Source organism: Streptomyces sp. 6N223, assembly GCF_052246635.1.
In the GTDB taxonomy this organism is placed as follows: domain Bacteria; phylum Actinomycetota; class Actinomycetes; order Streptomycetales; family Streptomycetaceae; genus Streptomyces.
Window position 1 is genome coordinate 1 of the sequence record NZ_JBQQCA010000031.1, and the last position, 24349, is coordinate 24349.

Annotated in this window: 20 protein-coding genes; 6 read left to right on the forward strand and 14 right to left on the reverse strand. The window is 71.9% G+C overall.

What is annotated here, in order from left to right; genetic code table 11:
- The 5 genes from ACTWQH_RS19535 to ACTWQH_RS19555 form a co-directional block, all read left to right on the forward strand.
- Positions 1-817 (forward strand): RHS repeat-associated core domain-containing protein (locus tag ACTWQH_RS19535; RefSeq protein ID WP_443287916.1); only part of this gene is annotated, 817 nt, incomplete at its 5' end.
- A 137-nt stretch (positions 818-954) separates the two neighbouring features.
- On the forward strand, positions 955-1494 hold the full coding sequence (locus tag ACTWQH_RS19540; RefSeq protein ID WP_443287917.1) for a hypothetical protein: 540 nt from the start codon (positions 955-957) through the stop codon (positions 1492-1494).
- Between the two features lie 19 nt (positions 1495-1513).
- Positions 1514-1993, forward strand: a complete 480-nt coding sequence (locus tag ACTWQH_RS19545; protein ID WP_443287918.1) for a hypothetical protein — start codon at positions 1514-1516, stop codon at positions 1991-1993.
- Positions 1994-2274: 281 nt separating this feature from the next.
- Positions 2275-2586, forward strand: a complete 312-nt coding sequence (locus ACTWQH_RS19550; protein WP_443287919.1) for a hypothetical protein — start codon at positions 2275-2277, stop codon at positions 2584-2586.
- A gap of 313 nt (positions 2587-2899) precedes the next feature.
- Positions 2900-3127 carry a hypothetical protein gene (locus tag ACTWQH_RS19555; RefSeq protein ID WP_443287920.1) on the forward strand — a complete coding sequence of 76 codons (228 nt, stop codon included), beginning with the start codon at positions 2900-2902 and terminating at the stop codon, positions 3125-3127.
- Positions 3128-3145: 18 nt separating this feature from the next.
- Here ACTWQH_RS19555 and ACTWQH_RS19560 read toward each other — a convergent pair whose 3' ends face one another.
- The 7 genes from ACTWQH_RS19560 to ACTWQH_RS19590 form a co-directional block, all read right to left on the reverse strand.
- Complete coding sequence (locus ACTWQH_RS19560) at positions 3146-3367, reverse strand: helix-turn-helix domain-containing protein (RefSeq protein ID WP_443287921.1); 222 nt, start codon at positions 3365-3367, stop codon at positions 3146-3148.
- Complete coding sequence (locus tag ACTWQH_RS19565) at positions 3367-3858, reverse strand: DUF2975 domain-containing protein (RefSeq protein ID WP_443287922.1); 492 nt, start codon at positions 3856-3858, stop codon at positions 3367-3369. Before ACTWQH_RS19565 ends, ACTWQH_RS19560 begins: the two co-directional genes overlap by 1 nt.
- Positions 3859-4007: 149 nt before the next feature.
- Positions 4008-4571 (reverse strand): dihydrofolate reductase family protein, encoded by a 564-nt coding sequence (locus tag ACTWQH_RS19570; protein ID WP_443287923.1) that lies wholly within the window; start codon positions 4569-4571, stop codon positions 4008-4010.
- Between the two features lie 412 nt (positions 4572-4983).
- Complete coding sequence (locus tag ACTWQH_RS19575) at positions 4984-5832, reverse strand: thermonuclease family protein (protein WP_443287924.1); 849 nt, start codon at positions 5830-5832, stop codon at positions 4984-4986.
- Positions 5833-6106: 274 nt separating this feature from the next.
- The gene (locus ACTWQH_RS19580) at positions 6107-8044 is read right to left on the reverse strand and encodes a S41 family peptidase (protein WP_443287925.1); all 1938 of its coding nucleotides are present in this window, start codon (positions 8042-8044) and stop codon (positions 6107-6109) included.
- Positions 8045-8239: 195 nt separating this feature from the next.
- On the reverse strand, positions 8240-9184 hold the full coding sequence (locus ACTWQH_RS19585) for an arginase family protein (protein WP_443287926.1): 945 nt from the start codon (positions 9182-9184) through the stop codon (positions 8240-8242).
- Between the two features lie 124 nt (positions 9185-9308).
- Positions 9309-9995, reverse strand: coding sequence for an alpha/beta fold hydrolase (locus tag ACTWQH_RS19590; RefSeq protein ID WP_443287927.1), 687 nt, complete (start codon positions 9993-9995; stop codon positions 9309-9311).
- 227 nt (positions 9996-10222) lie between these two features.
- Here ACTWQH_RS19590 and ACTWQH_RS19595 point away from each other — a divergent pair, with 227 nt between their 5' ends.
- A complete protein-coding gene (locus ACTWQH_RS19595) occupies positions 10223-11929 on the forward strand; it encodes a hypothetical protein (protein WP_443287928.1) in 1707 nt (568 codons plus the stop codon).
- On the opposite strand, the gene ACTWQH_RS19600 is transcribed toward ACTWQH_RS19595, so the two are convergent.
- The 7 genes from ACTWQH_RS19600 to ACTWQH_RS19630 form a co-directional block, all read right to left on the reverse strand.
- Positions 11908-15201 (reverse strand): FAD-dependent oxidoreductase, encoded by a 3294-nt coding sequence (locus ACTWQH_RS19600; RefSeq protein WP_443287929.1) that lies wholly within the window; start codon positions 15199-15201, stop codon positions 11908-11910. The genes ACTWQH_RS19595 and ACTWQH_RS19600 overlap by 22 nt on opposite strands.
- Positions 15138-16520 carry a GH1 family beta-glucosidase gene (locus ACTWQH_RS19605; RefSeq protein ID WP_443287930.1) on the reverse strand — a complete coding sequence of 461 codons (1383 nt, stop codon included), beginning with the start codon at positions 16518-16520 and terminating at the stop codon, positions 15138-15140. The genes ACTWQH_RS19600 and ACTWQH_RS19605 overlap by 64 nt, the downstream gene beginning before the upstream one ends.
- Complete coding sequence (locus ACTWQH_RS19610; protein ID WP_443287931.1) at positions 16517-18640, reverse strand: hypothetical protein; 2124 nt, start codon at positions 18638-18640, stop codon at positions 16517-16519. Before ACTWQH_RS19610 ends, ACTWQH_RS19605 begins: the two co-directional genes overlap by 4 nt.
- The gene (locus ACTWQH_RS19615; protein ID WP_443287932.1) at positions 18621-21188 is read right to left on the reverse strand and encodes an alpha-mannosidase; all 2568 of its coding nucleotides are present in this window, start codon (positions 21186-21188) and stop codon (positions 18621-18623) included. The genes ACTWQH_RS19610 and ACTWQH_RS19615 overlap by 20 nt, the downstream gene beginning before the upstream one ends.
- Entirely contained in the window at positions 21185-21841 is a 657-nt protein-coding gene (locus ACTWQH_RS19620; RefSeq protein WP_443287933.1) for a D-sedoheptulose-7-phosphate isomerase, read from the reverse strand. The genes ACTWQH_RS19615 and ACTWQH_RS19620 overlap by 4 nt, the downstream gene beginning before the upstream one ends.
- Positions 21842-21960: 119 nt before the next feature.
- Positions 21961-22992, reverse strand: a complete 1032-nt coding sequence (locus tag ACTWQH_RS19625) for an ROK family protein (RefSeq protein WP_443287934.1) — start codon at positions 22990-22992, stop codon at positions 21961-21963.
- Positions 22993-23212: 220 nt separating this feature from the next.
- Entirely contained in the window at positions 23213-24346 is a 1134-nt protein-coding gene (locus ACTWQH_RS19630; RefSeq protein WP_443287935.1) for a LacI family DNA-binding transcriptional regulator, read from the reverse strand.
- Positions 24347-24349: the final 3 nt, after the last annotated feature.

Sequence of the window (24349 nt, forward strand, 5' to 3'; positions counted from 1 at the left end):
AGAACAGACCACCACCGCCCCCACCCTCCCCCACCCAGGCACCCTCACCTGGGACCACGACGGCCTCCACCCCATCGCCCAGACCGAACGCATCATCAACCACGCCACCCAGGAAGAAATCAACTCCCGCTTCTTCGCCGTCATCACCGACCTCGTCGGCACCCCCACCGACCTCATCGACGAAACCGGCACCACCGCCTGGCACACCCGCACCACCCTCTGGGGCACCACCGCCTGGCACACCGACAGCACTGCCTACACCCCCCTCCGCTTCCCCGGCCAGTACTACGACCCCGAAACCGCCCTCCACTACAACCACCACCGCCACTACGACCCCGAAACCGCCCGCTACACCACCCCCGACCCCCTCGGCCTCGCACCAGCCCCCAACCCCCACACCTACGTCCACAACCCCCACACCTGGACCGACCCGCTTGGGCTGGCGCCGTGCCTCAATGAGCTCGGAAGGGACGGGAAGGACGGAAATCATAACCTCATTTCCGGCTCCATGGACGGGCAAAGATTTGCCGAGCAGCTGCGCCGTGAGTCAGCCGAATCTATTTTCACCCCAGACGGAAGGATGACCCCACAGGCCATTGCCGAATCAGTGCGGATAATCGACGGCAATAACCTCGGCAACGCGCACCTCCGGGCGCATCTCACCGCTGATGGCAGCAGCATTGCCGACTGGGGTAAATACTCGACAACAACGCATCAGAGCCCTTACGGGGACTTCCGGGTTCATTTTTACTACAATCCAGAAACTGGGCAAGTGGCGTATGATTATGACTACAAAGTGGTCATGAACAGAAGGTAAGAGGATTGAAAGTAAAATTTACTCGAAGTACGATCCCTGGGGCTCGTGGACCGCTTGGAACAAGTGCACTGAGGCTCGGAAGAGAATATGTCGTCCTCGAAGTAATCTCTCAACAGGGCAAGGATACGTTGCTTCGCATGGAGTTCTCTCCACGCGAAGATTCTGCACTGTTTGACAGCCGACTATTCACCGTCACCTCGGCAAGGATGCCGTCTTCATGGAGATTTTTCCAGATGGAGGACGGATCTTTCTCGCTCCGTCCAGAATCTTGGAATGTCCCTGGATTCTGGGAGGCTTTCTACGACCGGGAACCATGGGCTGTTGCGAGCTACGCGTCTGAGAAACGGAAGATCCTAGCGGCTTCGCACGCCCATCAACACGACCTGACTGAATCAGGGAATAATCATCCAGGGCTTGATTCCATGTTGCGCACGAAGGTTACCAGTCAGACCATGTGGAACCGTGGGCCCTACCGGATTGACGTGGAAAACTCCAATCCCGGAGTGCGCCTTGGAGACATGTATTTCCAAGATCAGAACAATCCATCCGTCAAATCTCATTTCAATTTTGAGACGGGACGGTTCGAAGGAATGCCGCCGAGTATCGAACGAGAGCTCGCCGGGGACGGGGGGTTTCAAGCGGGAATTCTCAAGGGTCTGAGATTTTTTGGGGAATAACATGAGGATGAACGGGGCGATGTCGGAACTGGTGAATCGTGTCGATCTCGAAGCGATCGGCCGCGAAGAGGTGCCAGAGCCCTTCAGACACATCATCGAAGAGGGGTGGATCATTGATCAATCCGGAGCGATTTTCCTCCGGTCTCTGAGGTATGGCTACAGTGGAAATGTGGAGTCGTATGAAACATGTCACAAAGAAGCCGCTGTCAATAACAGGGGAATGATTGACTATGACCTGCCAACGGATGGAGGCCAGAGAGAGGCGAAGCTTCTGCGCCGATGCATTGCTTACGCCCGCTTGGGAATCCATAGCTCACTGAGCCTGCTTGATACCCGCGAGGTCCTTTCTTACATCACGATGTCTAACTCTCTCGGAGGAGACGAATCCTTCACGGCAAGTGTTACCTTTTGCGGCAATCGCAGTGACTCCTCGCCGTACATCACAAGCCTGAACGACTATGAGCATGAGGCGTTGATGGAGATCTCTTGGCAAGATTAGGAAGAATTCACCTGACATCGTCGCCCATCGATGCAGCAAGGGAATCTCATCTGCAGATGAGATTATTGTGATCAAGGTCATGCTAATGGCTTCATCGCAACCTGCGACTCCACTGCGATTCTCCACGACCCCAAAAACCCGACGCTCACTTTATCTCATCAACGATGGCGAGGACTACGTCTGCGCCGCCAAGTGTGTGTTGCATGAGGACGAAGGCGACTATAGGACCCCATCCCGCTTCGGACCGATACATGGACCCGCGTAGAAAATCCATTGTGGTAGTGAGTGGCAGCAATCCGAATCATCTCGTCACGGATTCCCAGGGAGGTGAATCTGCCGCGAATTCCCGACAGAGACTTCGAGAAATGATTGATAAATGCCTGTCGGATCGCGATCGATCCCTGCAAGTCGTCAACGATATTGAACATGTCCTCACGACGGACTTCTTGGAAACAGAGATCTTTGAGGTCCTCGCTGACGCGGTTTCTCTGTATCAGCCTGGTGCTGGCATGCCATATATGGACGAAGCCGAGATGGCAGAGTCACTGGCGTCGGCGCGTGCTCTGTTGATAGAGGGACCGGAGCCGCGATGATCAGCGTCGATCAGGAGGGTGCCGGTTCCCAGCCAAGGAAATTATGTCGGCCCGATGCATGGAAGTATGTAGAAGTTGAACCAGCTGTGGTCTGGCATCGACGAGTTCCGATTCCGGGAAAGCGCTGGAGCGCTATCGAGCGTCTACCTCCCCGTGGCGGAACAAGTTCCACAGGATGCGGGATCTCACGAGAGTCGGCTCATGTTCCTCCGTTAGTTGGAGGATTGGCGATGGGTCCGCCGCAGGATTTCTCCCTGCCTCAGACGGTGACACGCTGGGCGCTTCCCTGGGGTACCTGGTGTGCTGGAACGAAGTGAACCAGGACAATGCGGACGGACCTCTTATCCGGCTGCACGTCGCGGAAGGCTTCGACCTGCTCTTCCTCGGGAGGGGCTTGGCCGGCTGGATGCTGGAGTCCCCGGAGAGGTTCCTCGTAGAAGGCTGGGAGTCTCTTCACCGGACCGACGAGAACCCGCTTCTGGCCCAGTTCCTGTGGGACTACCTCGCGGAGTTGGCCAAAAGCAAGCGGGATCGGCGATGACGCGTCGGCAGGCTCGGTTCATTCACCCGCGGTGTCCTCGGGCTCCCAGCGCAGCAGGTCGCCGGGCTGGCAGTTGAGCACCTCACAGAGCGCGGCGAGCGTCGCGAAGCGCACCGCCTTGGCGCGGCCGTTCTTGAGTACTGCCAGGTTTGCGGGCGTGATCCCTACGCGGTCCGCGAGGTCACCCACGGACATCTTCCGCCTGGCCAGCATCACGTCGATGTCGACGGCGATCGGCATCAGATCACCTCGTCCAACTCGGCCTGCATCTGCGCCGCTTCGACGTCGCGTGTGACGGCCTGGGCGAGCAGCGTCCGCAGCACGAGCACGATGAGCGCGACCCCCAGGATCCCCACGCCAACCCCGCCCATGATGACGGTGACGCCCGGGTCGTCCCGCTGGCCTGGCGCATTGATGGCCGTGACCGCGAACCACGCGAGGGCAGCCGCCACGATCGCGCCAATCACGCCGTCCACGTAGCGGAAGGCGGCGTGGGAGAAGACGGTTCCGCGTCGCGCCATCGCCACCAGTCGCCATACGCAGACCAGGGCGACCTGGACCGACACCATGCCCAGGATCGTGATCACGCGCAGCGGGGTCAGCGGGAGCGACCCGTCCTCCGGGTCGCTCCCGCTGACCAACGCCCACACCATCCCTGCCTGTACGAACACGGTGCCGACGAGCACCACCACGAGCACGGCGCGCAGCGCACCCACGGTCAGCTTTCCCATGACTCTTCCTTCCATCGAGTTGCGATGGAAATCTATCGAATATCGATAGATGAAACAAGAGCGGGAACGGAGGGTGGGGCGGCGCCGTCCTCGACGGAATCTGGAAGTGATCACCGCTGAGGAGACGTCACTGGCCGGCCCTGTGCCGCCTAGCGCGCCACGCGGTAGCGGAGGTAGACGACTCGCGAGTTGAAGGTCCGGGTCTCGACGAGCTCGAGATCCACTCGGCGCTCGCGCTGGGGAAAGAAGGGAATGCCACCGCCAACCAGCACCGGGTAGGCCCTGGCCCGGTACTCGTCGATCAGGCCCAACGCGGCCGCCTCGGCGGCGAGAGTCGCGCCGCCGATCGCGATGTTGCCCGCCCCCGGCTCGGCCCGCAACCGCTCGATCTCCTCCGCCAGGCCGCCGGAGGCCAGGCGGGCGTTACCCTGCACCGCCGGAAGCGTGGTGGAGAACACCACCTTCGGGAGCCGCCTCCAGATCGCGGCAAACTCGAGCGTTGAGAAGTCGAGGGATGGAACCTGGTCGACGGTCTCCCAGTACAGCATCGTCTCGTACAGCCGTCGTCCCATCAGGTGGACGCCGACCTCTCGGATCTCGTCGGTGGCGAAGCGAAAGACCTCCTCGTCGGGCGCCGTCCAGTCGAAGCGGCCGTCCGGCCCGACGATGTAGCCGTCAAGTGAGACACTCATCGAATAGGTCACACTGCGCATCCGAAGACCTCCTCGGTAACGGGTTCGACAGTACGACCGCCGGACGCCGCAGGACTCATCGCGGCTCGCGGGATCTCCTGGGCCGAGTCACCTCACGAGAACATTTCGTTGGGAAAACCTCTCTCCTGGTCGCGGCGGCGCTGAGCCACCGTCGGACTCGCACACGTAGGACACGACATCGTGGCGCGACTCGCCCTGCCTGGCGGCCTCGGTCGACGGCATGCGGTTCATCGTGCCGGTACCGTCCGTCGGCGTACGCGCGGCCGAACCCGAAGCGCTTCGGGCGCCGGGGCGGGGCGGGCGCGGGTCGGGCACTGTCCTTTCTCGATCGCCTGCTCGGGAGCGGGACGGCCGCTGGGACAACTTCAACTTCGTCGTTGCCTTGAGGCTCCGCACCCCCGTCGGCGACGTCTCACGCGTCGTCGAAGAGCAGGTCGTTGGCCGGGTGCGTCATGCGGAGCGTGTTGCCGTTGCTGACCTGGACGACGTTGTTCAGGCCCACGAAGCGCTCATTGGTGGACAGGACCGTAAAGAGATCCGCCTTACCGGCGAGGTATGCCGGGAACCATGTGACCGGCATACCGAGCCTGAGGTAGTCCACCAGCCGCCGGAACAGCTTGGGCAGGATCACCGCCTCCTCGGTGATGGAGGACATGCCGGTGATCTTCACCCCGGACATCGTCACATCCTGGGGCCACAGTCCTTTGCCGGCTGCCTGAGCCTGTTGTGCGACGGCGGCGAGTTCCTCCCGCAGGTCCTTGAACAGGCTTCGGTAGAACGTGGGGTAGGCCAGCCCTGCGGAGGCCAGGTGGTGGTTGGCCGTCTGCCGCAAGATGGGTACGCCGACGCTGATGTCCGAGCCGCTTGCCGCGGGAGGGCTGCCGCGGCCGACGAGGGCGACGATGCGACCGTGGATGTCGGTTCCCTTGCTGAGGATGTAGCCCGGCGTGCTCTCGGGTGTCGAGGCGGTGACGGTCTCGTTGGGCTTGCGCTGGACGTTGGTGAAGCCGAGCCACTTGAGGAGTTCCGCCGCGGCGGCACGGGCGTGCTGCATTGGCTGGTGCTTTCCGTGGTAGTGGGTTTCCAGGGCGTCGATGCCCTCCAGTCGCAGCTTTGCGCGGCCTGTGGCGGTGAGATCCAGCGGCGTCTTGCCCGCGACGAGCTTCCAGTCGTCCGGGTTGTCCGCGGCGAAGTGGACCGTGTCTCCGTCGGGCTGAGTGTCCTTCAGGTGGAATGAGCCCTGAATCAGCAGCATGGGCATGGCGACTCCTACATTGGATGGGTGGCGAGGGGGATGGGAGCCTCCTGCCTGTTCATGTTCATGTACAGGCACGTGTACATCTCCATGTGCAGGCAAGTGCAGACAAGTGCAGACAGAATTCGAATATGCGACTAATGTCCCTTAGGGTTCAAATTAGCGATCCGGTGATGATTTCGTCTCACGGCGCGCGGAGGGAACCCTTCCAGGCCGCCGATCGGCCCACCCCAGCGTGCGGGGCGGTATACCGCCGACACGCGGACGGCACCCACGGTGGCTAGGGGAGCCGCTCTGTCGTGCTGGCGACGAGCTGGCCACCCGCGAATCCCTCGAGCCGCGCGGAGCGCGCGGAGGCGGCACCCGTCACCGTGACGTCGGCCTGGCCGTCGGTCATGTCGACCGAAGCGCGGGGGCGCTGGTCGAGATAGACGTCGACCCGATCAACGTTCTTCACCTTGACCTTCAGGTGCAGCGCGCCGTCGGCAGCCATGGCCTCCGCGAGGGACACGGCGTGCGGGGACAGGCCCTTCAACAGTCGGCCGGCGTGGTCGAGGAGGTCGATGTTGCCCTCCAGCAGATCGCGGCGGGTCATGCGGTGCAGCTTGTCCGGAACGACGCCGAGGTCCTCCACCGGCGTGCCGGACTGAGGGCCCACGCGCAGTGTGCGGCGGATCGACACCCGCATCCCGGCTCCCTTCGGCAGCGGCGTGTACGGCGTGGCCCTGTCGTCCTGCAGCAGTTCGGACAGCAACTCGTGCGTCCAGACGTTGGCGCCTCCCGCGCCGGTGTTCTCGTCGGTGCCGAGCACGGGTCCGATCCGGTGGTCCTGGAAGCCGGCCGCGAAGATGTCGGTGGCCGAGTAGCAGCGGGCGTTGGTGATGAGCACGACGGGCCCGGAGTACTGCTGCCCGAGCGCGTTGGCGCCGTCTTCCGGGGTGATCGGGAAGGCACCGGAGAAGGCCGCGCCGGTTTCGAGAGCCTGCTCCATGGAGGGGAGCCAGGCTCCCAGATCCAGCGAGGGATCGTCCTGGTGCCTGCTGCAGATCCGCAGGTTCAGCGGGGTGTTGACGAACTGCACCGGTTCGGGAGTGATCCGGCGCGGAGTCAGCGTCTGCAGCGCGAACTCTGCCGCGTGGATGTGCCCGCCGCCGTTGTCGCGGACGTCCACGATGAGCCCGTCCTGCGGCAGCTGGCGGATGAGGCTGACGAACTCCGCGACGAACTGCCGGGGGTTCCTCACGGAGAACGTGAAGATGCGGATGTGGCCGAACCTGCCGGACGACGTGTGGATGGACCGGGCCCTGAACACCTCGGGCATCGTGGTGGCGATCTCGCCCTCGCCCAGGTGCGGAATGGGCTCGTCCGCCTCGGCGGCGTTGCGCTGGGCCACCACCTGGGGCGCGAAGAGCAGCACCTTGGCCCTGTTGGTCTCGTCCCCGTCGAGGTCCAGCCCCTGGAACGCGGCGGTGGCGGGGTCAGCGGCGACGAACGGCGGCAGGTTCTGCACGATCCGCCAGCTCTCGCGCAGCTCCCGTGGCCTGCCGGTGTCGTCGATGTAGCTGACGGTGACCCACTCCTCAAGCGGGGGCAGGTGGATGACGAGCGGCCGCACGGTCAGCGACTGCACGCCGCGGCTGCGGCGGGCTGACGGGTTGCTTCCGGCGAACCGGGCCGCGTTCAGGTGAACGGCGTCCACGATGGGGATGCCGCTCCAGTGGGTGATCTCGACGCCCGGCTTGAATCCGGGAGCGGAGAAGCCCTGCGCGACATGGGTGACCAGGAAGCGGGTCCTCTCCTGCTCCGTGCAGGGCTCGACCAGGAATGGCAGGAACGCGATCTTGCCGGCGAAGGGGGCGGGCAGCAGGTAGTTGGTGTGCAGGTCCCGCACCGAGTGGAAGATCTCCGACAGCTCGGCGTGGAAGAGCCACTCCCGGGGCATGGTCTGCTCCGTCTGCCGTTCCAGGCGCCGGCGCAGCAACCGCAGCCGCTGGACCGGGTTGGCGGCGTGCATCGCGGTCTTCAGCGGCAGGTGGACGTAGTTCTGCTCCAGCAGGACCAGAGCCTGGTCCACGATGGTGCGGCGGTCCTTCAGGGTCAGCGTGCCGGCCCCCTGAAGGAAAACGTTCAACGGAGTCGATCCGATCAGCTGGTCACGGACCGGTTCGGCCGCATTCTGGATGAACTCGGGTGCGATCTCGTCAACCGGATGGCCCATGGATGCGTGTCTCCTCGCGCGGCGGCAGGCGATTGAGTCCTGCGTTGAATCCCGCGTAGTAGCGCACGCGACGCGGCCGTACCGCGCGCGGACTCGCGCCGCCCGTGGCCATCTCATCTGGATGGAGCACACGCGCGGCGGGGAGGAGCCCGGCCCCGCCCTAGGGACGCGAGGGACCCGAGGGACCGCGCGGGATCATCCCGGGGGCGGATGCCTGTCCCCGGACGCCGGCTGGAGCGCCTGCCCGATCACGCGGGCGAGCTCGCGCCCCGCGATGCCGTCCGGGTCGAGCAGGGGGTTGTAGATGGTGACCTCGAAGCCGACGGCCCGGCCCGACCCCATCGCGGTGGTCAGCACCGTGGCCAGCTCATTCCAGGCCAGGCCGCCGGGCAGCCGGTAGTCAACGGCCGGCATCACGGCGTCGTCGAGAACATCGGCGTCGAGATGGATCCAGAAGCCGTCCAGCTCGGGCCGGACGAGATGATCGGTGGCCTGGCGGGCGGCGGAGTCGATGCCCAGGCGCCGCAGCTCGGCCAGGTCCCACGCCCGCAGCCGGGGCGGAATCGGCTGGGAGCCGTCCTCGGCCTGTTGCCGGCCGTCCCGAAAGCCGACCAGCGCCACGTCCTCGTCCCGGACCAGCGGACCGCCGCCGTTGATGTCGGTCAGGAGCCGGGGGCCACGGCCAGTGGCGAACGCGAGCTCCATCGACGCCGCCTCGGCTTCCGGGTCGGCCTGCGGCTGGTAGAAGTCGGCGTGGCCGTCGATGAACAGCAGGCCATACCGTCCGCGGTCACGCAGAGCCAGCATGCTTCCCAGCAGGATCGAGCAGTCTCCGCCCAGGAGCACGGGGAACTCGCCGCGATCCAGCACGCCGCCGACCGCGTGCGCCAGCTGAGGCGTGTACGCGGCGATGCCGCGGGCATTGCGTACGCCCGTTCGGGGATCGATGCGCGTCTCACGCGGCGGCGGTTCGACGCGGCCGGCATGCCGGGCCGAGAGCCGCTCGGCAAGCCCGGCGGCGAGCAGGGCCTCGGGAAGGTACGCGACGCCGTCGGTCTGCAGGCCGAGCGGCGATGGTGCTTCGACGATGGCGTACCGAGGAGGGACCGGCCCCCGGTCCGAACCGGATTCCGTAAGCACCGTCACACGGTAACGGGCTGAGCGGGCCCGCCCGGTGATCCGGCCCGGCTTTGGGGCCGCCGTGGCGCTCCCGAGGACGACCGAGCCGGCCGGCCCGCGGGCCGGATCGTGTGCGGCTTGCCCGTCACGCCCCGGCAGCCGCTGCCGCAAGGAGCCGGGCGAGCTCGTCGGGCTGGGTCACCATGGGCCAGTGGCCCGAGGGGATGTCGGCGTATTCCACGTGCTTGGCCTGGGCGAGCTCCGGCACGTCACCGGCGTCGATCCACTCCCTGGCCTGGGCGGGCGTGTACTCGGGGCACACGAGCAGGACCGGGACGTCGAACCGGCGCACGTCCGCCAGCCGCACTACGCCCTTGGCCACGCCTGCGGGAACGGGGACCGCGGCAGCCTCGAACATCCGCCTGGCCTCCGCGTCGAGGTCGGCGGAGTCCGGTCCCTCGAAGGGGCCCCAGCCCGGGAACGGCATGACGCCGTCCACCAGCTCGAAGAAGTCGGCATACGTCTCCCCGTCGGCGGACGGGAAGCCGCCGACGAGGGCGACCCCGGCAAGGCGCTCCGGCCGGCGGTCAGCCGCCAGCCAGGCCAGGGTGCAGGCCGCGGAATGCCCCACCACCAGGGGTTTCTCCGGCGCTGCGTCCACCGCTGCGAGCACCGCCTCCAGCTGGTCATCGAGCGTCGCGGACGCGGAGCCGTCCCCCTGCCCCGGGAGCGTGAGCGGCACGGGGCGGTGGCCGAACGCCCGGAGCGCCGACGCGACGTCGTCCCAGACCGGTCCGGCGAGCCACAGGCCGCCGATGAGCAGGATGTCCATGGTCAACTCCCTTGTCTCCACCGCCGTCAGTTGCGCGTCCCCACCCGCTTGCCGGATGCGCCGGTGCGGTGCCGAAGCGCGGTGCGTGGGGATGCGACGAGCCGCTCGTGACGCGGAACCGGCCACCGACGTCACCCTAGCGGGAACCCCCGGCAACCCCCGGGAACCCTCCCCGTCGCGCCGGGGTATCCAGGTGGCTGCCTGGCGGGAACCGGAGGGAGACGGGTATGGCAGGGACCGGCGAGAGGGCGTGGGCCGCCGCGTTGCTCAACGCCAGTGGGCTGGGGGCCGGGTGGGTGTACCTGCGGCGGTGGCGGCGGGCGAGGTGGTACGGGGCGGCCACGCTCCTGCTGGTCATCGCCGCCACCGTGCTGGACGCCAGCGACAACCCCGGCCCGTGGAGCGCGGTGTACGGGGTGTGGCTGGCCGCCGCCGCCTTCGACGGCTGGCGGCTGGGCCGCGCCGCGGGAGCGGAGGCGTCCGGCTCGCGGCGGGCGGTCGTGGCCGGGCTGGTGGCCGTCTGCCTCGTGGCGGCCGGGATCGTGTACCTGCGCTCGGTGCCCCGCGACGAATTGGCGGCGGCCGAGGAGGCGCACCGCGCGGGCGAGTGCGGCGAAGCGCTGGCCCACTACGAGCGGGCCGGCGAGCGCGCCTGGGACGTCCTCCTCAGCCCGGAGGGGGACGAGGCCCGGCGGGGCGAGGAGTCCTGCGGCCTGGTGGTGGACGCCGAAGGGGACGCCGCCCGCGGTGACTTCGAGGACGCGATCGCCGACTACGAGAGGTACCTGCACCGCTACGGCGGTCACCCGCCCTGGGGCGGCGGCGAGGACCGGCTGATCGGCCTCCGGCTGGCGGCGGCGGACGCCCTGGCCGACCGGGCCGGCGACACCGGCTGGTCGGAGAGCGGCGGCTATCTCGACGTGTTCGGGGCGTACTTCGCCGTGCGCGAGGACTATCCCGGATCGGCGGGGGCCGATGCGGTGCCCGGGCGCGTGGAGGAGGTCTACGAGGCGGTGACCGCTCCGCTCGACGAGGGCCTGGACTGTCAGGCGATCACCGACCTGCGGCATCTCACGCGGCTTCCGTCGTCCTTCGACGAGCCCGAGGCACGCGACCTGGCCGACCGGGCCGAGGGCTCCCTGACCCGGGCGCTGTTCGGCTGCGGCCAGGCACGCGTGGAGGGCGACCGGGACTGCTCGGCGGCCGAGACGTTCGAGGAGGTGCTGGAGGTGGAGGGCGCCCCGGCCCGGACCGTGGCGCGTGCGGAGAACGCCCTCGCTCAGGCGTGGTTCGGCTGCGGCCAGGCGAACCAGGACAGCGGCGAGCACTGCATGGCGGTCAGGTTGTTCAACCGCGTGCTGCGGACGGACGACGCCCCGGCCGAGACGGTGCGGCAGGCGGACAGCGCCCTGCCGGACACCCGGTACCGGTGCGGGATCGAGCACTACGAGGACCGCGACTTCTACGAGGCCACGGTGCAGTTCCAGGCGATCGAGGAGGACTACCCCGGCACCGCCGTGGCCGGGCGCGCCGCCGACATGCTGGTCATCACGGAGATCGCCCGGGCCAACTACGACTACGGGGACAGCGACGGCGAGGAGTACGTCCCGGAGCCGCCGGGCACCGGCGGCCCGCCCGGCGGCCCGGCGACCATGGTGTTCCTCAACGACTCACCGACGTCGATGGACGTCCTCTACACCGGCCCGGAGACCGGCCGCGCCACGGTGGACGCCTGCGCCGGCTGCCCCAGCGACGCCTCTTCCTCCGAGCACAGCGCCTGCTACACCAGCGACCGGCCCAGCGCGACCCTGACCGTGCCGCCGGGCGAGTACATCGTGATGATCGACTACGGCGGCAACCCCTACACCTTCACCACCGAGCTCGAACCCGGTGACTACGACGAGGACTGCTACTACGTCATCGGCCTCGACTGACGGCCGACCCGGAGGCCGGGAAGGTCCGCGGTGTGAGGGTCGTCGTGGGCGGGGAGGGCGGTCAGGGCGGTCAGGGCGGTCAGCCGGCTGTGGGCCTGGGCGGCGAGCAGCGACCGGTTGTCGGCGAGGTAGTGGGCGAGGACGCGGTAGCCGCGCGGGCTGCCGCAGGCCGCCAGGGCCCTGCCGAGGGCGAGTTCGAGCAGGGCGCGCCGCTCCTGCACGTCGTCGGGTTCGATGCCGGCGGTGCGCCACTGGTGGCGTAGCGCGGGCCGGTCGTGGAGCCGTTCCAGGGCCGGGACGGCGGCCGGGTCCCCGAGGCGTTCGGCGCCGGAGCACACCGCGTCGATCCAGGAGAACGGGGAGGCGTACGGGTCCCGGAAGGCGTCCTCGCGGGCGTCGGCGAGGAGCGCGACCCGTTCCCAGAGGGGGATCGTGCGGGGGTCGCGGGCGACGGCGAGGGTGTGCAGGAGGTACGCCTCGTCGGGCATCGCGGACTGGTCGGGCGGCAGCTGCGCCTCCCGGATCGAGGAGTCGCGGGGCGGCAGGCGGGCGCCGGAGAGACGCTCGGTGAGGTGCTCCAGCAGGACCGCGACGCCCTCGGGGTGGCCGCGCAGCACCAGGAGCTGGGCCAGGACGAGCCGGTGCTGTCCGGTGGCGGCGGGCAGCGCCCGCAGCAGGGCGGGGGTGGTCTCCGGGCGCCGGTCGAGGGCGAGGTGGACGAAGGGGATGGTCCCCCGGAACACCTCGCGCCGGCCCATGTCGGAGTAGCCGTGCAGCGGCAGGTGCGCCGCGAGGCCTTCGAGCAGGTCTTCCAACGGGGGTGGTGGGGGCGGGCGTTCGGGCGCGGTGGCGTGCCGCGCGTACGCCGGCAGCCGGCCGCGCCGGACCAGCAGGTCCTGGAGCGCGGCGACGTCCAGGTCCCTGGGGGCGGTCCCGGTGGCGGCGCAGCGGGCGGCGGCGATGCCGGTGACCTCGCCGAGGTTCTCCATGTCGGCCTGCATGCGCAGGGCGGGGAGCGCGTCGTGGGTGGCGGAGATCGCCTTGCCGGTGACCAGCAGGCCGTCGAGCCCTCGGGGCAGCAGCGCCCGGTAGGGCAGCTCGATCTCCAGGTTGGGCGGGATGAGCCCCACCTGGGGCCACAGGGCCTCGCCCTTGCCCTTCAGGTCGTGGTTGGAGAAGTGCACGGCGACCGTGTCCGGCCAGCGTCGCCCGGTGAGCTGGTCGGTGAGGGTCAGCACCGTCTCGCCCAGGAGGTGGCGGGTCTCGCGGGCGGCGGGCTGGATGCCGTGGTCGTGGCGTTCCGCGCCGCGCCGGCGGGCGGCGAGCACGGCGCGGGTGACGTCGACGACGTCGGTGACGTCGCACAGGCCGCCGAAGGTGTTGCGGGTGGCGGCGGGCGTGTCGAACTGGGCGAGCGAGTACCACATCACCGTGTGCACGCCCGCGGCGCCGTAGGTGCAGGGCGCGCCGCACCAGGCGGCCAGGTCGGCGTCGCCGGTGGCGTCGACGACGACGGAGGCGGTGGCGGCGAACGCCCCTCGGGGGCCCGCGAACACCGCCCCGGTCACGCGGTCGCCGTCCCGCAGGGCGGCGAAGGCGCACGCGCCGTAGCACACGTCGGCGCCTGCACGGCTCAGCTCCCGGTGCAGGGCCAGCGCCTTGGCCTCGATGTTCCAGGCGCCGACGCCGCCGCGCAGGCCCAGTTCGCGGTGCGTCAGGCGGGTGGCGCGCTGGATCTCGGCGGCGTGGCCGGCGCGCCGGCCGAACCAGTAGCTGTGCACCCCGCCGTACGTTCCCGTGCCGCCGGGGCCGGGGCCGGCCTGGACAAGGGGGGTGCGGGCCCCCGCACTCGCGGCCGCGATGGCGGCGGAGGCGCCGCTGGTGCCGCCGCCGACGACCAGCACGTCCACGGGCGGCAGGCACGCGACGTCCATGGCGGCCACGAACTCGCGACCGGCGGGCCCCCGCCAGTCGCGGTGCGGCGCGACGCCCGGCTCCGCCGGTCGGGGCCCGGTACGCGGGGGACCGTCCGGCGCCGGACGCACGGCGTCGCTCCGCGGCGCGACGTCGTCGACCGGCGCGGCCCGCCGGGCGATCGGGGCGTGGTCGGACCGGGCGTGGTCGGCCTGGCCGTGGCCGGACGATCCGTCGCCGGTCAGGCCATGGCCAAACGGACAGTGGCCGGCCGTGCCAGGGGCGGCGGTTGTGGAGACGGGGATCGCGGCGGGCGGCGGCGGTGGTGGGCGGGTGGCCAGGGCCGTGGCCGCGTCGGTGCCGGCGCGGAGGGCGTCGGCCGGATCGAGCAGCGGCGCGTACGGGCCCGCCGCCGGTGGCGGGGGGTCCAGGTGCCAGAGGCCGGCGGTCTCCGGGTCGGCGCGGAGCGCGAACGCCGCCGGGCCGGCCAGCGGCGCGGTGCCCACCGCGCCCAGCTCGGCCCGGCTGAACGCCGGGTGGGCGCGCAGCAGTCGGCAGGCGGCCCGCACCGCGTCGCGCCGGCTCCCGTCGGCGGGCACCGCGAGCAGGGCGTACAGGTGCCCGGTGTCGCGGTATCCGTCGATCAGCGGGACCCCCGCCGCGGCGGGATGGGCGCCGGCCGCCTCGGCCCTCTCCGCCACGCCGTCGAACTCCACGCTCCACACGGTGCACGCGCCTCCCGCCGAGCCGCCTTCCCCTGCGAGCGGCGCCGGGAGACGGTGGTGGTCCCCCGCCGCGCCCCAGCCCGTCGGCGAGACGGCCGCGGCCGTGTCCAGCAGCAGCGGGCAACGGACCACCCGCCGCCCCGACTTGCCCGCCAGGACCAGCCCGCGCACGGCCGACTCGCCGTGCGCGGCGTTCGCGGCGTGCGCGGCGAGCGGCCGGACGCCGTACAGCAGCTGCCCGCCCGCCGCCAGCACGGCGTCCTCCAGGCGCAGCTTGAGCGCCGCCGGGCGCAGCGGCACCCGGGCGCCCGGCGCGGTGCCGGGCGGGATCAGCGGCGCCAGCACATCGGGGCCGCCCAGCGAGGCGCTCGTCAGCCAGGGGCGGTTGGCGGCGGTCAGCTCGGTGCCCAGGGCCATGCCGGGCTCCACCAGCAGCACCCGCCGGCCGGCCCGCGCCAGCGCCGCCGCGGCGGCGGTGCCGGCGAGCGTGCCGCCGATCACCGCCGCGTCCACCTCGTACAGCACGGGCAGCTCGCCCGCCGGAAACCGCACCCGCCCGCCGGCGGCGCTCATCCCGCCCCGCCCGGCGGCCGTGCCGGGATCGCCCCGGCCCGCGCCACCGCCCCGTACCACCGCCCGCTCTCCTTCACGGTGCGGCGCCGGGTGTCCCGGTCGACGTGGACCAGGCCGAAGCGGGGGCGGTAGCCCATGGCCCACTCGAAGTTGTCCAGGAACGACCAGTGGTAGTAGCCCTCGACGGGCGCGCCCGCCGCGATGGCGCGGTGCACGGCGGCCAGGTGTCCGTGCAGGAACGCCACCCGCCGCGCGTCGCGCACTCCGCCGTCCGGGCCCGGGGCGTCGTCGAACGCCGCGCCGTTCTCGGTGACCAGCAGCGGCACGCCCGGGTGGGCGCGGTGCAGCCGCAGCAGCAGGGCGGTGAGGTCGTCGGGGACGATCTCCCAGTTCAGGTCGGTGCGCGGCACGCCGGGGCGGCCCCGTTCGACCCGCCAGGGCCACGGCCCGTCGCCGCGGCCGGCGGCGACGATGCGCCGCGTGTAGTAGTTCACGCCGATGAAGTCGCTGCCCGCCGCGATGGCGCGCTCGTCGCCGTCGGCCACGAAGTCCAGCGGCCCGACGGCGCGTTCCCAGTGCTCCCGCATGTCGGCGGGGTAGCCGCGGCCGTGCACGGGGTCCAGGAACCAGCGGTTGACGTAGCCGTCCGAGGCGTGGGCGGCGGCCCGGTCGGCCGCGGTGTCGCCGGCGGGGGTGTGCGGGTAGAGGCTGTACGCCACGCCCGCGCGCGCCCCGGGGCGGCCGGTGGCGCGGAGCGCGCTGGCGGCGAGTCCGTGCCCGAGCAGCAGGTGGTGCATGGCGCGGACGCTGCCGGCGAGGTCCCGCTCGCCGGGGGCGTGCAGGCCGAGCTGGTGCCCGAGGACGCCGACGATCCACGGCTCGTTGACGGTCACCCAGTCCCGCACCCGGTCGCCGAAGGCGTCGAAGCAGGCGGCGGCGTAGTCGGCGAAGCGCCGCGCGGTGGCGCGGTCGCGCCAGCCGCCGCGGTCCTGGAGGGCCTGCGGCAGGTCCCAGTGGTAGAGCGTGACGAGCGGGGTGATGCCGTGCGCGAGGAGCCGGTCGATGAGCCGGTCGTAGTGGGCAAGGCCGCGCGGCTCGATCCGGCCGTCGCCGGCGGGGAAGAGGCGGGGCCAGGCCAGCGAGAGGCGGTACGCGGTCAGGCCGAGCGACGCCATCAGCGCGACGTCCTCGCCGGCGCGGGCGTAGTGGTCGCAGGCGTCGTCGCCGGTGTCGCCGTTCTCGATCGCCCCCGGCACCCGGCAGAACCGGTCCCAGACGCTCTCGCCGCGCCCGTCGGCCCGGGTGGCGCCTTCGACCTGGTACGCGGAGGTGGCGGTGCCCCACCGGAAGCGGGGCGGGAAGCGCAGCTCTGCGGTCACGGCCCCGGCTCCGGATCCCGCTCCTGCTCCGGCTCCTGGCGGGTTTCCAGCAGCTCGTACTCGGGCAGGTCGCGCGCGGCCTCGCAGGCGTACAGCAGCACGCCGGCGGACCAGGCGTGCGAGAGGGTGAGCAGCATGCCCTTCGCCTGGAAGCAGTCGGTCTGGTAGAAGCGCTCGCTGACCATGCCGCGGTAGGCGTTGAAGTCGCCGTCCGCGCGGGCCACGAACTGCCGGAAGCAGTCGAGGTTCTCCCGCGCCGAGTGCCGGTAGTGCGGGTCGCCGAGGTGCCGGGCCAGCCGCACCGTCTCGGGGAGCGCGATGAGGCCGAACGCGTGCAGGTGCTGGTTGGAGGGGGACGCCTGGTCGCCGCCGCGGGTGCGGAAGCCGTAGCGGCCGAGCAGGGTCCGCGGGCCGAACGCCACGTCGTAGGTGTAGCGGAAGGTGAGCGTCCAGTCGGCGGCGCGGCGGGCCAGGTCGAGCCAAGGCGAGTCGGCGTCGGGGTCGGGGTCGGGGTCGGGGTCGAGGTCGGCCTCGTGGAGGAGGGTGTAGGCGATGACGGCGTTGTAGCCGTCCTCCGAGGACGGCGCCAGGGACACGTCCTCGGGCGCGCCGCACAGGAACTCGCGGCGCACGTCCGCCGCGTAGTGCGCGCCGGCGCGGCGGGCGGCGGCCAGCGCGCCGGGGTCGTCGAACGCGGCGGCGGCCTCGGCGAGCGGCGCGATCCAGGCGAGCCCGGCGGTGCCGGCGTACGACAGCGGGGCGCCGGTGTCGCTGTGGTGGGCGGCGGCGAGCCGGCCCGTCGCCGGGTCCTGGCCGGAGCGGGCGACGGCCAGGTTGGCGCGCACGGCCCGCTCCCAGGACGGGTGGTCGTGGCCGCGGGCGCGCTCGACGCGCAGCGCGCGCAGCAGGAAGAGGGTGGCGTCGCCGAGGGTGCGGGCGTGCAGCCGGTGCGGGTCGGGCGTCCAGCCGGCGTTCCAGCCGGCGCCGGCGCTCCACTGGCCCCAGAACGTGCCGGCCGGGGTGAGGTTGCCCGCGATGTGGTCGAGGACGGCGATCGCGTCCCGGGCCATGACCGCGTCGCCGGTGCGCCGGGCGTGCAGCAGCAGGGCGTGCGCGTACGGGGTGCCGCTGACCCAGGACACGTGCATGGCCTGCCGGTCGCCGGCCGGGCCCAGCGCCTCGCGGTCGAACGCCGCGGTCTCCAGCAGCACCGGCGGGTCGGGGCGGAAGTGCCAGCGGTGCAGCCCGTACGCGGTGAGCTCGGCGGCGTGCGGGATGGTGACCCAGGCGGCGGCGGTGGGCGGGGCGGGCGTGGCGCGGTGCAGGGCGCGCAGCACGGGGGCGTAGGCGTGCGGGTCGGCGTCGAGGAGGTGCAGCGAGAAGTGGAGGGTGTGCTCCTGGCCGGGCGCCCAGTCGTGCGTGGGCGTCTGCGGCGGCAGCGGGGTGCCGGACCCGTAGTAGGTGAGGGGTTCCTCGCGGTAGGGGGCGTGCAGCCGCAGGGCCGGCCGGGCGCCGTCCAGGAGCGCGAAGCCGACGCCCTGCTGGCCGAGTTCGCCCTCCTCGGCGAGGGCGAGGGCGGCGCCGCCGCGGCCGTCGCGGGCGAAGACGGCCGGGGTGGCGCAGCGGTCGGCGCGGAACGACCAGGCGTCGGCGGTCATCCCCGCGGGATCAGTGGCGGCATCGGGGGCGTAGCGCGGGTAGGGGCGGGTGCACTCGGGCAGCCGGTTGGGCCCGTAGAACACGCCGGGGATCAGCCAGCCGGGGTCGTCGACGCCCGCGCCGAGGCGGAGTTCGACGCGCAGCCCCGCGCGGGCCGGGCCCGCCGCCTCGCGGCGTACCGTGAGCCGCGCGGCGCGCCCGCCGCCCCCGGGGGAAGGCGGGCCGAGGCGCAGCCGGGCCGCGAAGCCGTGCGCCGCGCCCTCCGCCTCCAGGGAGCCGTCCGGGTGGCGGTCGATCCGGTGGGCGGGCACGGGCAGGCAGACGCCGTCCTCGGTGAGCAGCCCGACCAGGTAGGGCAGCGCGGCCTCGCCGTCGGCCGCCGCCCGCAGCGGCACGGGCCCGGCCGCGAGGGCTTGCCGCGCGGCCGGGAGGCGCGGCGGGTCAGCGATCGTCCCGGTCACGGGGCGCCTCCCCTCGTTCCCGCCGTTCCCGCCGTTCCGGCCGCTCCAGCAGGTCGGTCTCCACGACGGGCTGCCCGGGGTCTCTCGGCACCCGGAAGGTCTTGATCTCGAACGCCCCGAAGTCCGCCTCGATCACCCGCCCGCCGAGCATCGGCACCGCGATCCGCGCCGTGGCGGCCAGGCCGGTCGACTCGCGGGCGCGCACCACCAGATCGCCGTCGCCGTCCTCGTCGGCCTTGACGACGCTGACCAGCACCGGGCCCGCGCCGTCGTCCAGGTGCGCCGCGCGCTGCGGCAGCGGCCCGGCGTGGAACGTCTCCAGCAGCGCGAACGCCGGCTGGTTGAGCTCGGCCGCGCGGCGCGGCGGGTCGACGGTCCGCCAGTCGCCGGCGTGCGGGACGAGGAGGCTGCGGAACTCCTGCCGCCCCTGGTCGAGGTGGTCGTAGATGCCGTCCGGATCGAGCTGCTTCGGCTCGTGCCAGGCGTAGACCGGGCTGCGCAGCGCGGTCATGCCGATCTCGCCGCCCGTCACGTCGTGGCCGTGCTTGCTGTCGTTGACCACGACGAGCCCGGCGCGCAGCCCGCCGGGCAGGGTGCCGGTGACGTCCACCCACGCCTGGGTGGGCTCCTCGGTGCCGTCGGGCACGCGCTCGATGTGGCCGTAGGGGATCTCGTGGGTGGCGGTGACGTCCGACAGCGCGGTGGGGAAGCGCAGCTTGAGCAGCCGGAGCCGCTCGTGCCACTCGACCGTGGTGCGCACCTCGACGTGGGCCGAGCCGGCGGACAGCACCAGTTCCTCGACCAGCCGGGAGTCGGCGTACCGGCTCTCGACGCGCAGCACCGCGCGCACCGGCCCGTGCTCCACCAGACGCACGCGGGTGCAGCGGAACGCGCCGGTGGCGCGGTCGTAGGCGCGCACCCGGTGGCCCCAGGTGTCGGACGGGTCGTCGACCACCACGGCGTGCGGGCCGGGGCGCTCGGGCGCCAGCTCCGCGCCGCTCGCCTTGTGGACCAGGGAGCTGAGCCAGCCGGTGCGCGGGTCAACGGTCAGCCGCAGGTGCTCGTTCTCCAGCGTGGTGCCGGTCGCCGTGACGGGCCCGTCGCCGGAGGGCGCGGGGCGGTCCGGGCGGTCCGGGCGGTCCGGGCGCAGGTGGTAGACGCGGTGGCCGAGCGGCGGCACGCAGGCCCGGAACGCGATCCGGCCGCGGGGGCCGTTCAGGGTGGTCTCGGATCGGGTGAGCTGCACCGGCACCGGCGCGCCGGTCTCGTCCTCCAGGCCGGTGGTGGCGGCCTTGCCGTACTCGGCCTCGACGTCGGCGTGCAGCTCCCAGGGGTGCGGGTTGAAGACGACCAGCGGAACGGTGTCGGCGCGCTCCTCGGTCAGCGGGATGTCGATGCGGCGGGCCACCGCCTGCACGGCCCGGTTGAAGACCTCCGCGGCCAGCGAACGCGCCCGCCCGTAGTCGTCGCGGGCGTCCTCGTAGGCGGACCGGATGGAGGTGCCGGCCAGGATGTCGTGGAACTGGTTGAACAGCACCAGCTTCCACGCCTCGGTAAGCTGTCCGATCGGGTACTCCTCGCCCGCGAGGGCCCGGGCCACCGCGGCCCACTTCTCGGCGCGCATCAGGTCGTGCTCGGCGCGGCGGTTCCAGGACTTCACGCCGGAGTGGGCCGAGTAGCAGCCGGGGCCGTGGTGTTGCAGCTCGCCGGCGTGCACCGGGATGCCGGCCCCGGCCCCGGCCTCGGCCTCGGCCTGGTCGCGGACGCGCCGCAGGTACGCCTCGGGGTGGCTGAGCCTCAGCCGGGGCAGGCCGCCGAGGGCGTCCAGGCGCTGGATGCTGTCGAGGTTGGCCCGGGTCGGGCCGCCGCCGTGGTTGCCGACGCCGTAGAAGACCATCAGCTCGGGCAGGTCGGCGGGCGCCATGGACAGCGCCTTGTCGAGGTGGCCGCCGATGTCCATGCCCGGCGAGCCGTACTCGTTGGGCAGCCGGTAGGCCAGCACGCGGGAGCCGTCCGGGGCCTCCCAGTGGAAGAACTGGCCGGGCAGCGCCTGCTCGTGCGGTCCCGGGCGCAGGAAGACGTAGCCGTCCATGCCGGACTTGCGCAGCAGCTGCGGCAGCATGGCGTTGTGCCCGAACGGGTCGAGGTTGGCGCCGGTGGTGGCGGCCACGCCGAACTTCTCCAGCAGGTAGCGCTGCCCGTACAGCGCCTGGCGGACGAAGGACTCGCCGCAGGGTATGTTGCAGTCCGGCTCGACCCACCAGCCGCCGATCACCTGCCAGCGGCCCTCGGCGACGCGCTTGCGAATGGTGCCGAACAGCTCGGGGTCGTGGCGTTCGATCCACTCCAGGTACATGACGGAGTCGCAGGTGAAGACGAAGTCGGGGTACTCCTCCATGCGGTCGGCGGCGGACCGGAAGGTGGCGCGTATCTCCTGGAGGCCCTCGGGCCAGCGCCACAGCCAGACGGGGTCGATGTGCGCGTTGCCCACCAGGTGAACGGTGCGCCGTCGGCTGGGGGGGCGGCTGGCGGGGTGGGGGGTGGTCATGCGCGGGTCTCCAGCTTGGCGTAGGCGGGGTCGGGAGCCTCAGGGGTGTGCCGGGCGGGTGGCTCGGTATCGGCGGCCCAGGCGTCGACCTGCTCGCTGAGCAGGTGGAGCAGCGTCAGGTGCATCTCCTGCACCCGGGCGGTGGCCGTGGCCGGCACGGCCAGCACGTGGTCGGCGTGCTCGGCGGCCGGTATGCCCCCGGGGCCCCCGTGGTGGCCGCCGCCGAACAGCACGGTCACGGCCCCGGCCTCGCGGGCGGCGGCCAGGCCGCGGACGACGTTGGGCGAGCGGCCGGAGGTGCTGAAGCCGATGACCATGTCGCCGGGGCGGGCCAGCGCCCGCACCTGGCGGGCGAACAGCTCGTCGAAGGAGTAGTCGTTCCCGATGCAGCTGCTGACGGACGGGTCGCAGGTCAGCGCGACGGCCGCCAGCGGCCGGCGTTCGCGGAGGTAGCGGCCGATGAGCTCGGCGGCCAGATGCTGGGCGTCCGCGGCGCTGCCGCCGTTGCCGAAGGTGTACAGCCGCCCGTCGCCCCGGTAGACGTCGATGAGCCGGCGGGCGACCCGCTCCAGCTCGGGCAGCAGCTCCCGGGTGCGCTCGGCGATCCGGAGGTGGTCGGCGAGCTGGCCGGCGGCGGGGGGCGGGACAGGCATGGTGCTCCAGTACGGGTCAGGTGGCGCTGGTCGGTCCGCGTGGTCGGGCGTCGGGCGGGACATGGGCCGGGTGATCGGACGGGGCATCGGACGGGGCATCGGGCGGGTCATGGGGCGGGTCATGGGGCGAGCCCGGTGGTCGGACCCAGGCGTTCGAAGGCCACGGCCGCGGCGCCCAGCACCCCGGCCCGGTCCCCGCCGGAGGCCAGGGTCAGCCGCGCCGCGGCGGCGGCCGGGCCCATGGCCTGCTCGGCAACCATCCGGCGGACCGGCCCGAGCAGCTGCTCGCCGGCCCGGGTGACGCCGCCGCCGAGGACCACCACCTCGGGCTCGAAGACGTTGACGAGCGTGGTCAGGCCGCTGCCGAGGGCCGCCACCGTCTCCTCCCACACGGCCACCGCGACCGGGTCGCCGCGCCGCGCGGCGGCCGACACGTCGGCGGCGGTCAGCGGGTCGCATCCGCCCAGCACGGTGTCCCTGCCCGCGGCCCGGGCGTCCGCGACCGCCTCCCGGGCGCGTTCGGCGATCGAGGTGCCCGAGGCGTACGCCTCCAGGCAGCCGCGCCGCCCGCAGCTGACGCACGGCCGGCCGCCGGAGCGGACCAGGACGTGCCCCGGCTCGCCGCCGTTGCCGGCCGCGCCCCGGAAGGTGCGGCCGTCCAGCACGGCGCCGCCGCCGATGCCGGTGGAGACCGTCAGGTACAGCAGGGAGCGGCTGCCGTGGCCCGCGCCGAAACGCCACTCCCCGGCCGCGCCCGCGGTGCCGTCGTTGTCCAGCACGGCGGGGCGGCCGAAGGTGTCCCGGACCAGCTCGACGATGGGCACGTTCACCCAGCCCGGAAGGTGCGGCGGGGCGATGAGCACGCCGGACTGGGCGTTCAGCGGCCCGCCGCAGCCGACGCCGACGCCGAGCAGCTCCCCGGGCGCGGTCCCGGTCCGGGACAGCACCACCCGGCCGAGGTCGAGGAGCCGCTTCAGCGCGGCGTCCGGGCCGTCCTGGACGAGGGTGGGGGCGACCGCGAAGGCCAGCGCCTCGCCGTCCGCCCGGACCACTCCGGCGGCCAGCTTCGTGCCGCCGATGTCCAGGGCGAGCACCGGTGCCGGCTCCGTGCGGTCGCGGTGGCGGTGGCCGTGCTGGTCGTGGTGCGTCATCAGCCCTTCCGTCCTGTCGTGCCTGTCGTGCCTGTCGTGAGCACGGCCCTCAGGCAGCGGGGCACGGCGAAGGGGCCGGGGTCGCGCGGCGGCGTGGCCGGCGACGGGGTGGGAGGGTCATGGTCACTCTCTCATGTGACATCGTTGCCACATGGCAACGTAGTCACATCGGTGAAGGGCGGTCAATACGCGCTGGCGACCGGAATCAGGACCCGGGGCCTCAGGACCCCGGCGGGGGCGCGGCGGTGGACCCGCGCGCGAGGAGTTCGGGGTCGAGGGTGTGCGTGCGGCTGCGGCCCTGGCCGCCGCCGGCCCGCTCCAGCAGCAGCGACGCCGCCCGCGCCCCCATCTCGTACACCGGCTGGCGCACGGCCGTCAGGCCGGGCTCGACCATCCGCATCCAGGTCAGGTCGTCGAACGACACCACGGAGCAGTCCCCCGGCACGGCCCTCCCGAGCCGCTTGAGCTCCTGCCACACCGCCTCGGCGACCACGTTGTTCGCGGCGAAGACCGCCGTGGCGTCCGGGTGGGCCGCCAGGAACTCTCCCACCTCGCGCTGCGGGTCGGCGAGCCGCAGCCCCAGGTCCAGCACGAGCCGCCGGCTGAGCGGAACGCCGGCGGCGCGGTGGGCGGCCCGGTACCCCTTGAGCCGTCCCCGGCCGGTGTCCCACATCGTCTCGTCGACCACCACGGCGATCCGGCGGTGGCCCAGGGCGAGCAGGTGGGCCACGGCGTCATGGGCGCCGCGCTCGCTGTCTATGATCACCGCGTCGCAGCCGCGCACCCCCGACCGGCGGTCCACCTCCACCACCGGCGTGCCGTGCTCCACCAGCAGCGCGGTGGCCGCCCGGCCGACGGGGGCGAGCAGCACCCCGTCCGCGCGCATCGACAGGAACGCGCGGGCCCCGTTCGCGGCCCGCTCCTCGTCGCCGTGGTCGTCCACGAGGACCACCTGGTGGCCCGCCGCGGTGAGGGTCTGTCCCACGCCGGCGGCGAGCTGGGCGTAGAACTGGTTGCGCAGATCGGACACCAGCAGGCCCACCAGGCCGCTTGAGCGCCCCTTCAGCGTGCGGGCGGTGATGTCGGGGACGTATCCCAGGCGGTCCGCCGCGGCTCTGACCTTGGCCTTGATCTCCTCGGCGACGTATCCGCGTTCCGCCAGGGCCCGCGAGGCCGTGGACTGCGAGGTGCCGGCCGCCTCCGCGACCTCCCGCAGCGTGACGCGGGGCCGCTTCCCGCGCCCGTTGCCGTTGCCATTGCCCCGGCCGTTGCCGTTGCCGTTGCCGTTGCCGTTGCCCCGGCCGTTGCCCTTGCCCTTGCCCTTGCCACGTTCCCTCGCGGCGTCGCTGCTCATCGG

Excerpts from the sequence above, each read along its gene's own strand:
- ACTWQH_RS19540 (WP_443287917.1), top strand. The coding sequence starts at position 955 with ATGGAGTTCTCTCCACGCGAAGATTCTGCACTGTTTGACAGCCGACTA.
- ACTWQH_RS19545 (WP_443287918.1), top strand. The coding sequence starts at position 1,514 with ATGTCGGAACTGGTGAATCGTGTCGATCTCGAAGCGATCGGCCGCGAA.
- ACTWQH_RS19560 (WP_443287921.1), bottom strand. The coding sequence starts at position 3,367 with ATGCCGATCGCCGTCGACATCGACGTGATGCTGGCCAGGCGGAAGATG.
- ACTWQH_RS19565 (WP_443287922.1), bottom strand. The coding sequence starts at position 3,858 with ATGGGAAAGCTGACCGTGGGTGCGCTGCGCGCCGTGCTCGTGGTGGTG.
- ACTWQH_RS19570 (WP_443287923.1), bottom strand. The coding sequence starts at position 4,571 with ATGCGCAGTGTGACCTATTCGATGAGTGTCTCACTTGACGGCTACATC.
- ACTWQH_RS19575 (WP_443287924.1), bottom strand. The coding sequence starts at position 5,832 with ATGCCCATGCTGCTGATTCAGGGCTCATTCCACCTGAAGGACACTCAG.
- ACTWQH_RS19580 (WP_443287925.1), bottom strand. The coding sequence starts at position 8,044 with ATGGGCCATCCGGTTGACGAGATCGCACCCGAGTTCATCCAGAATGCG.
- ACTWQH_RS19590 (WP_443287927.1), bottom strand. The coding sequence starts at position 9,995 with ATGGACATCCTGCTCATCGGCGGCCTGTGGCTCGCCGGACCGGTCTGG.
- ACTWQH_RS19595 (WP_443287928.1), top strand. The coding sequence starts at position 10,223 with ATGGCAGGGACCGGCGAGAGGGCGTGGGCCGCCGCGTTGCTCAACGCC.
- ACTWQH_RS19615 (WP_443287932.1), bottom strand. The coding sequence starts at position 21,188 with ATGACCACCCCCCACCCCGCCAGCCGCCCCCCCAGCCGACGGCGCACC.
- ACTWQH_RS19620 (WP_443287933.1), bottom strand. The coding sequence starts at position 21,841 with ATGCCTGTCCCGCCCCCCGCCGCCGGCCAGCTCGCCGACCACCTCCGG.
- ACTWQH_RS19625 (WP_443287934.1), bottom strand. The coding sequence starts at position 22,992 with ATGACGCACCACGACCAGCACGGCCACCGCCACCGCGACCGCACGGAG.
- ACTWQH_RS19630 (WP_443287935.1), bottom strand. The coding sequence starts at position 24,346 with ATGAGCAGCGACGCCGCGAGGGAACGTGGCAAGGGCAAGGGCAAGGGC.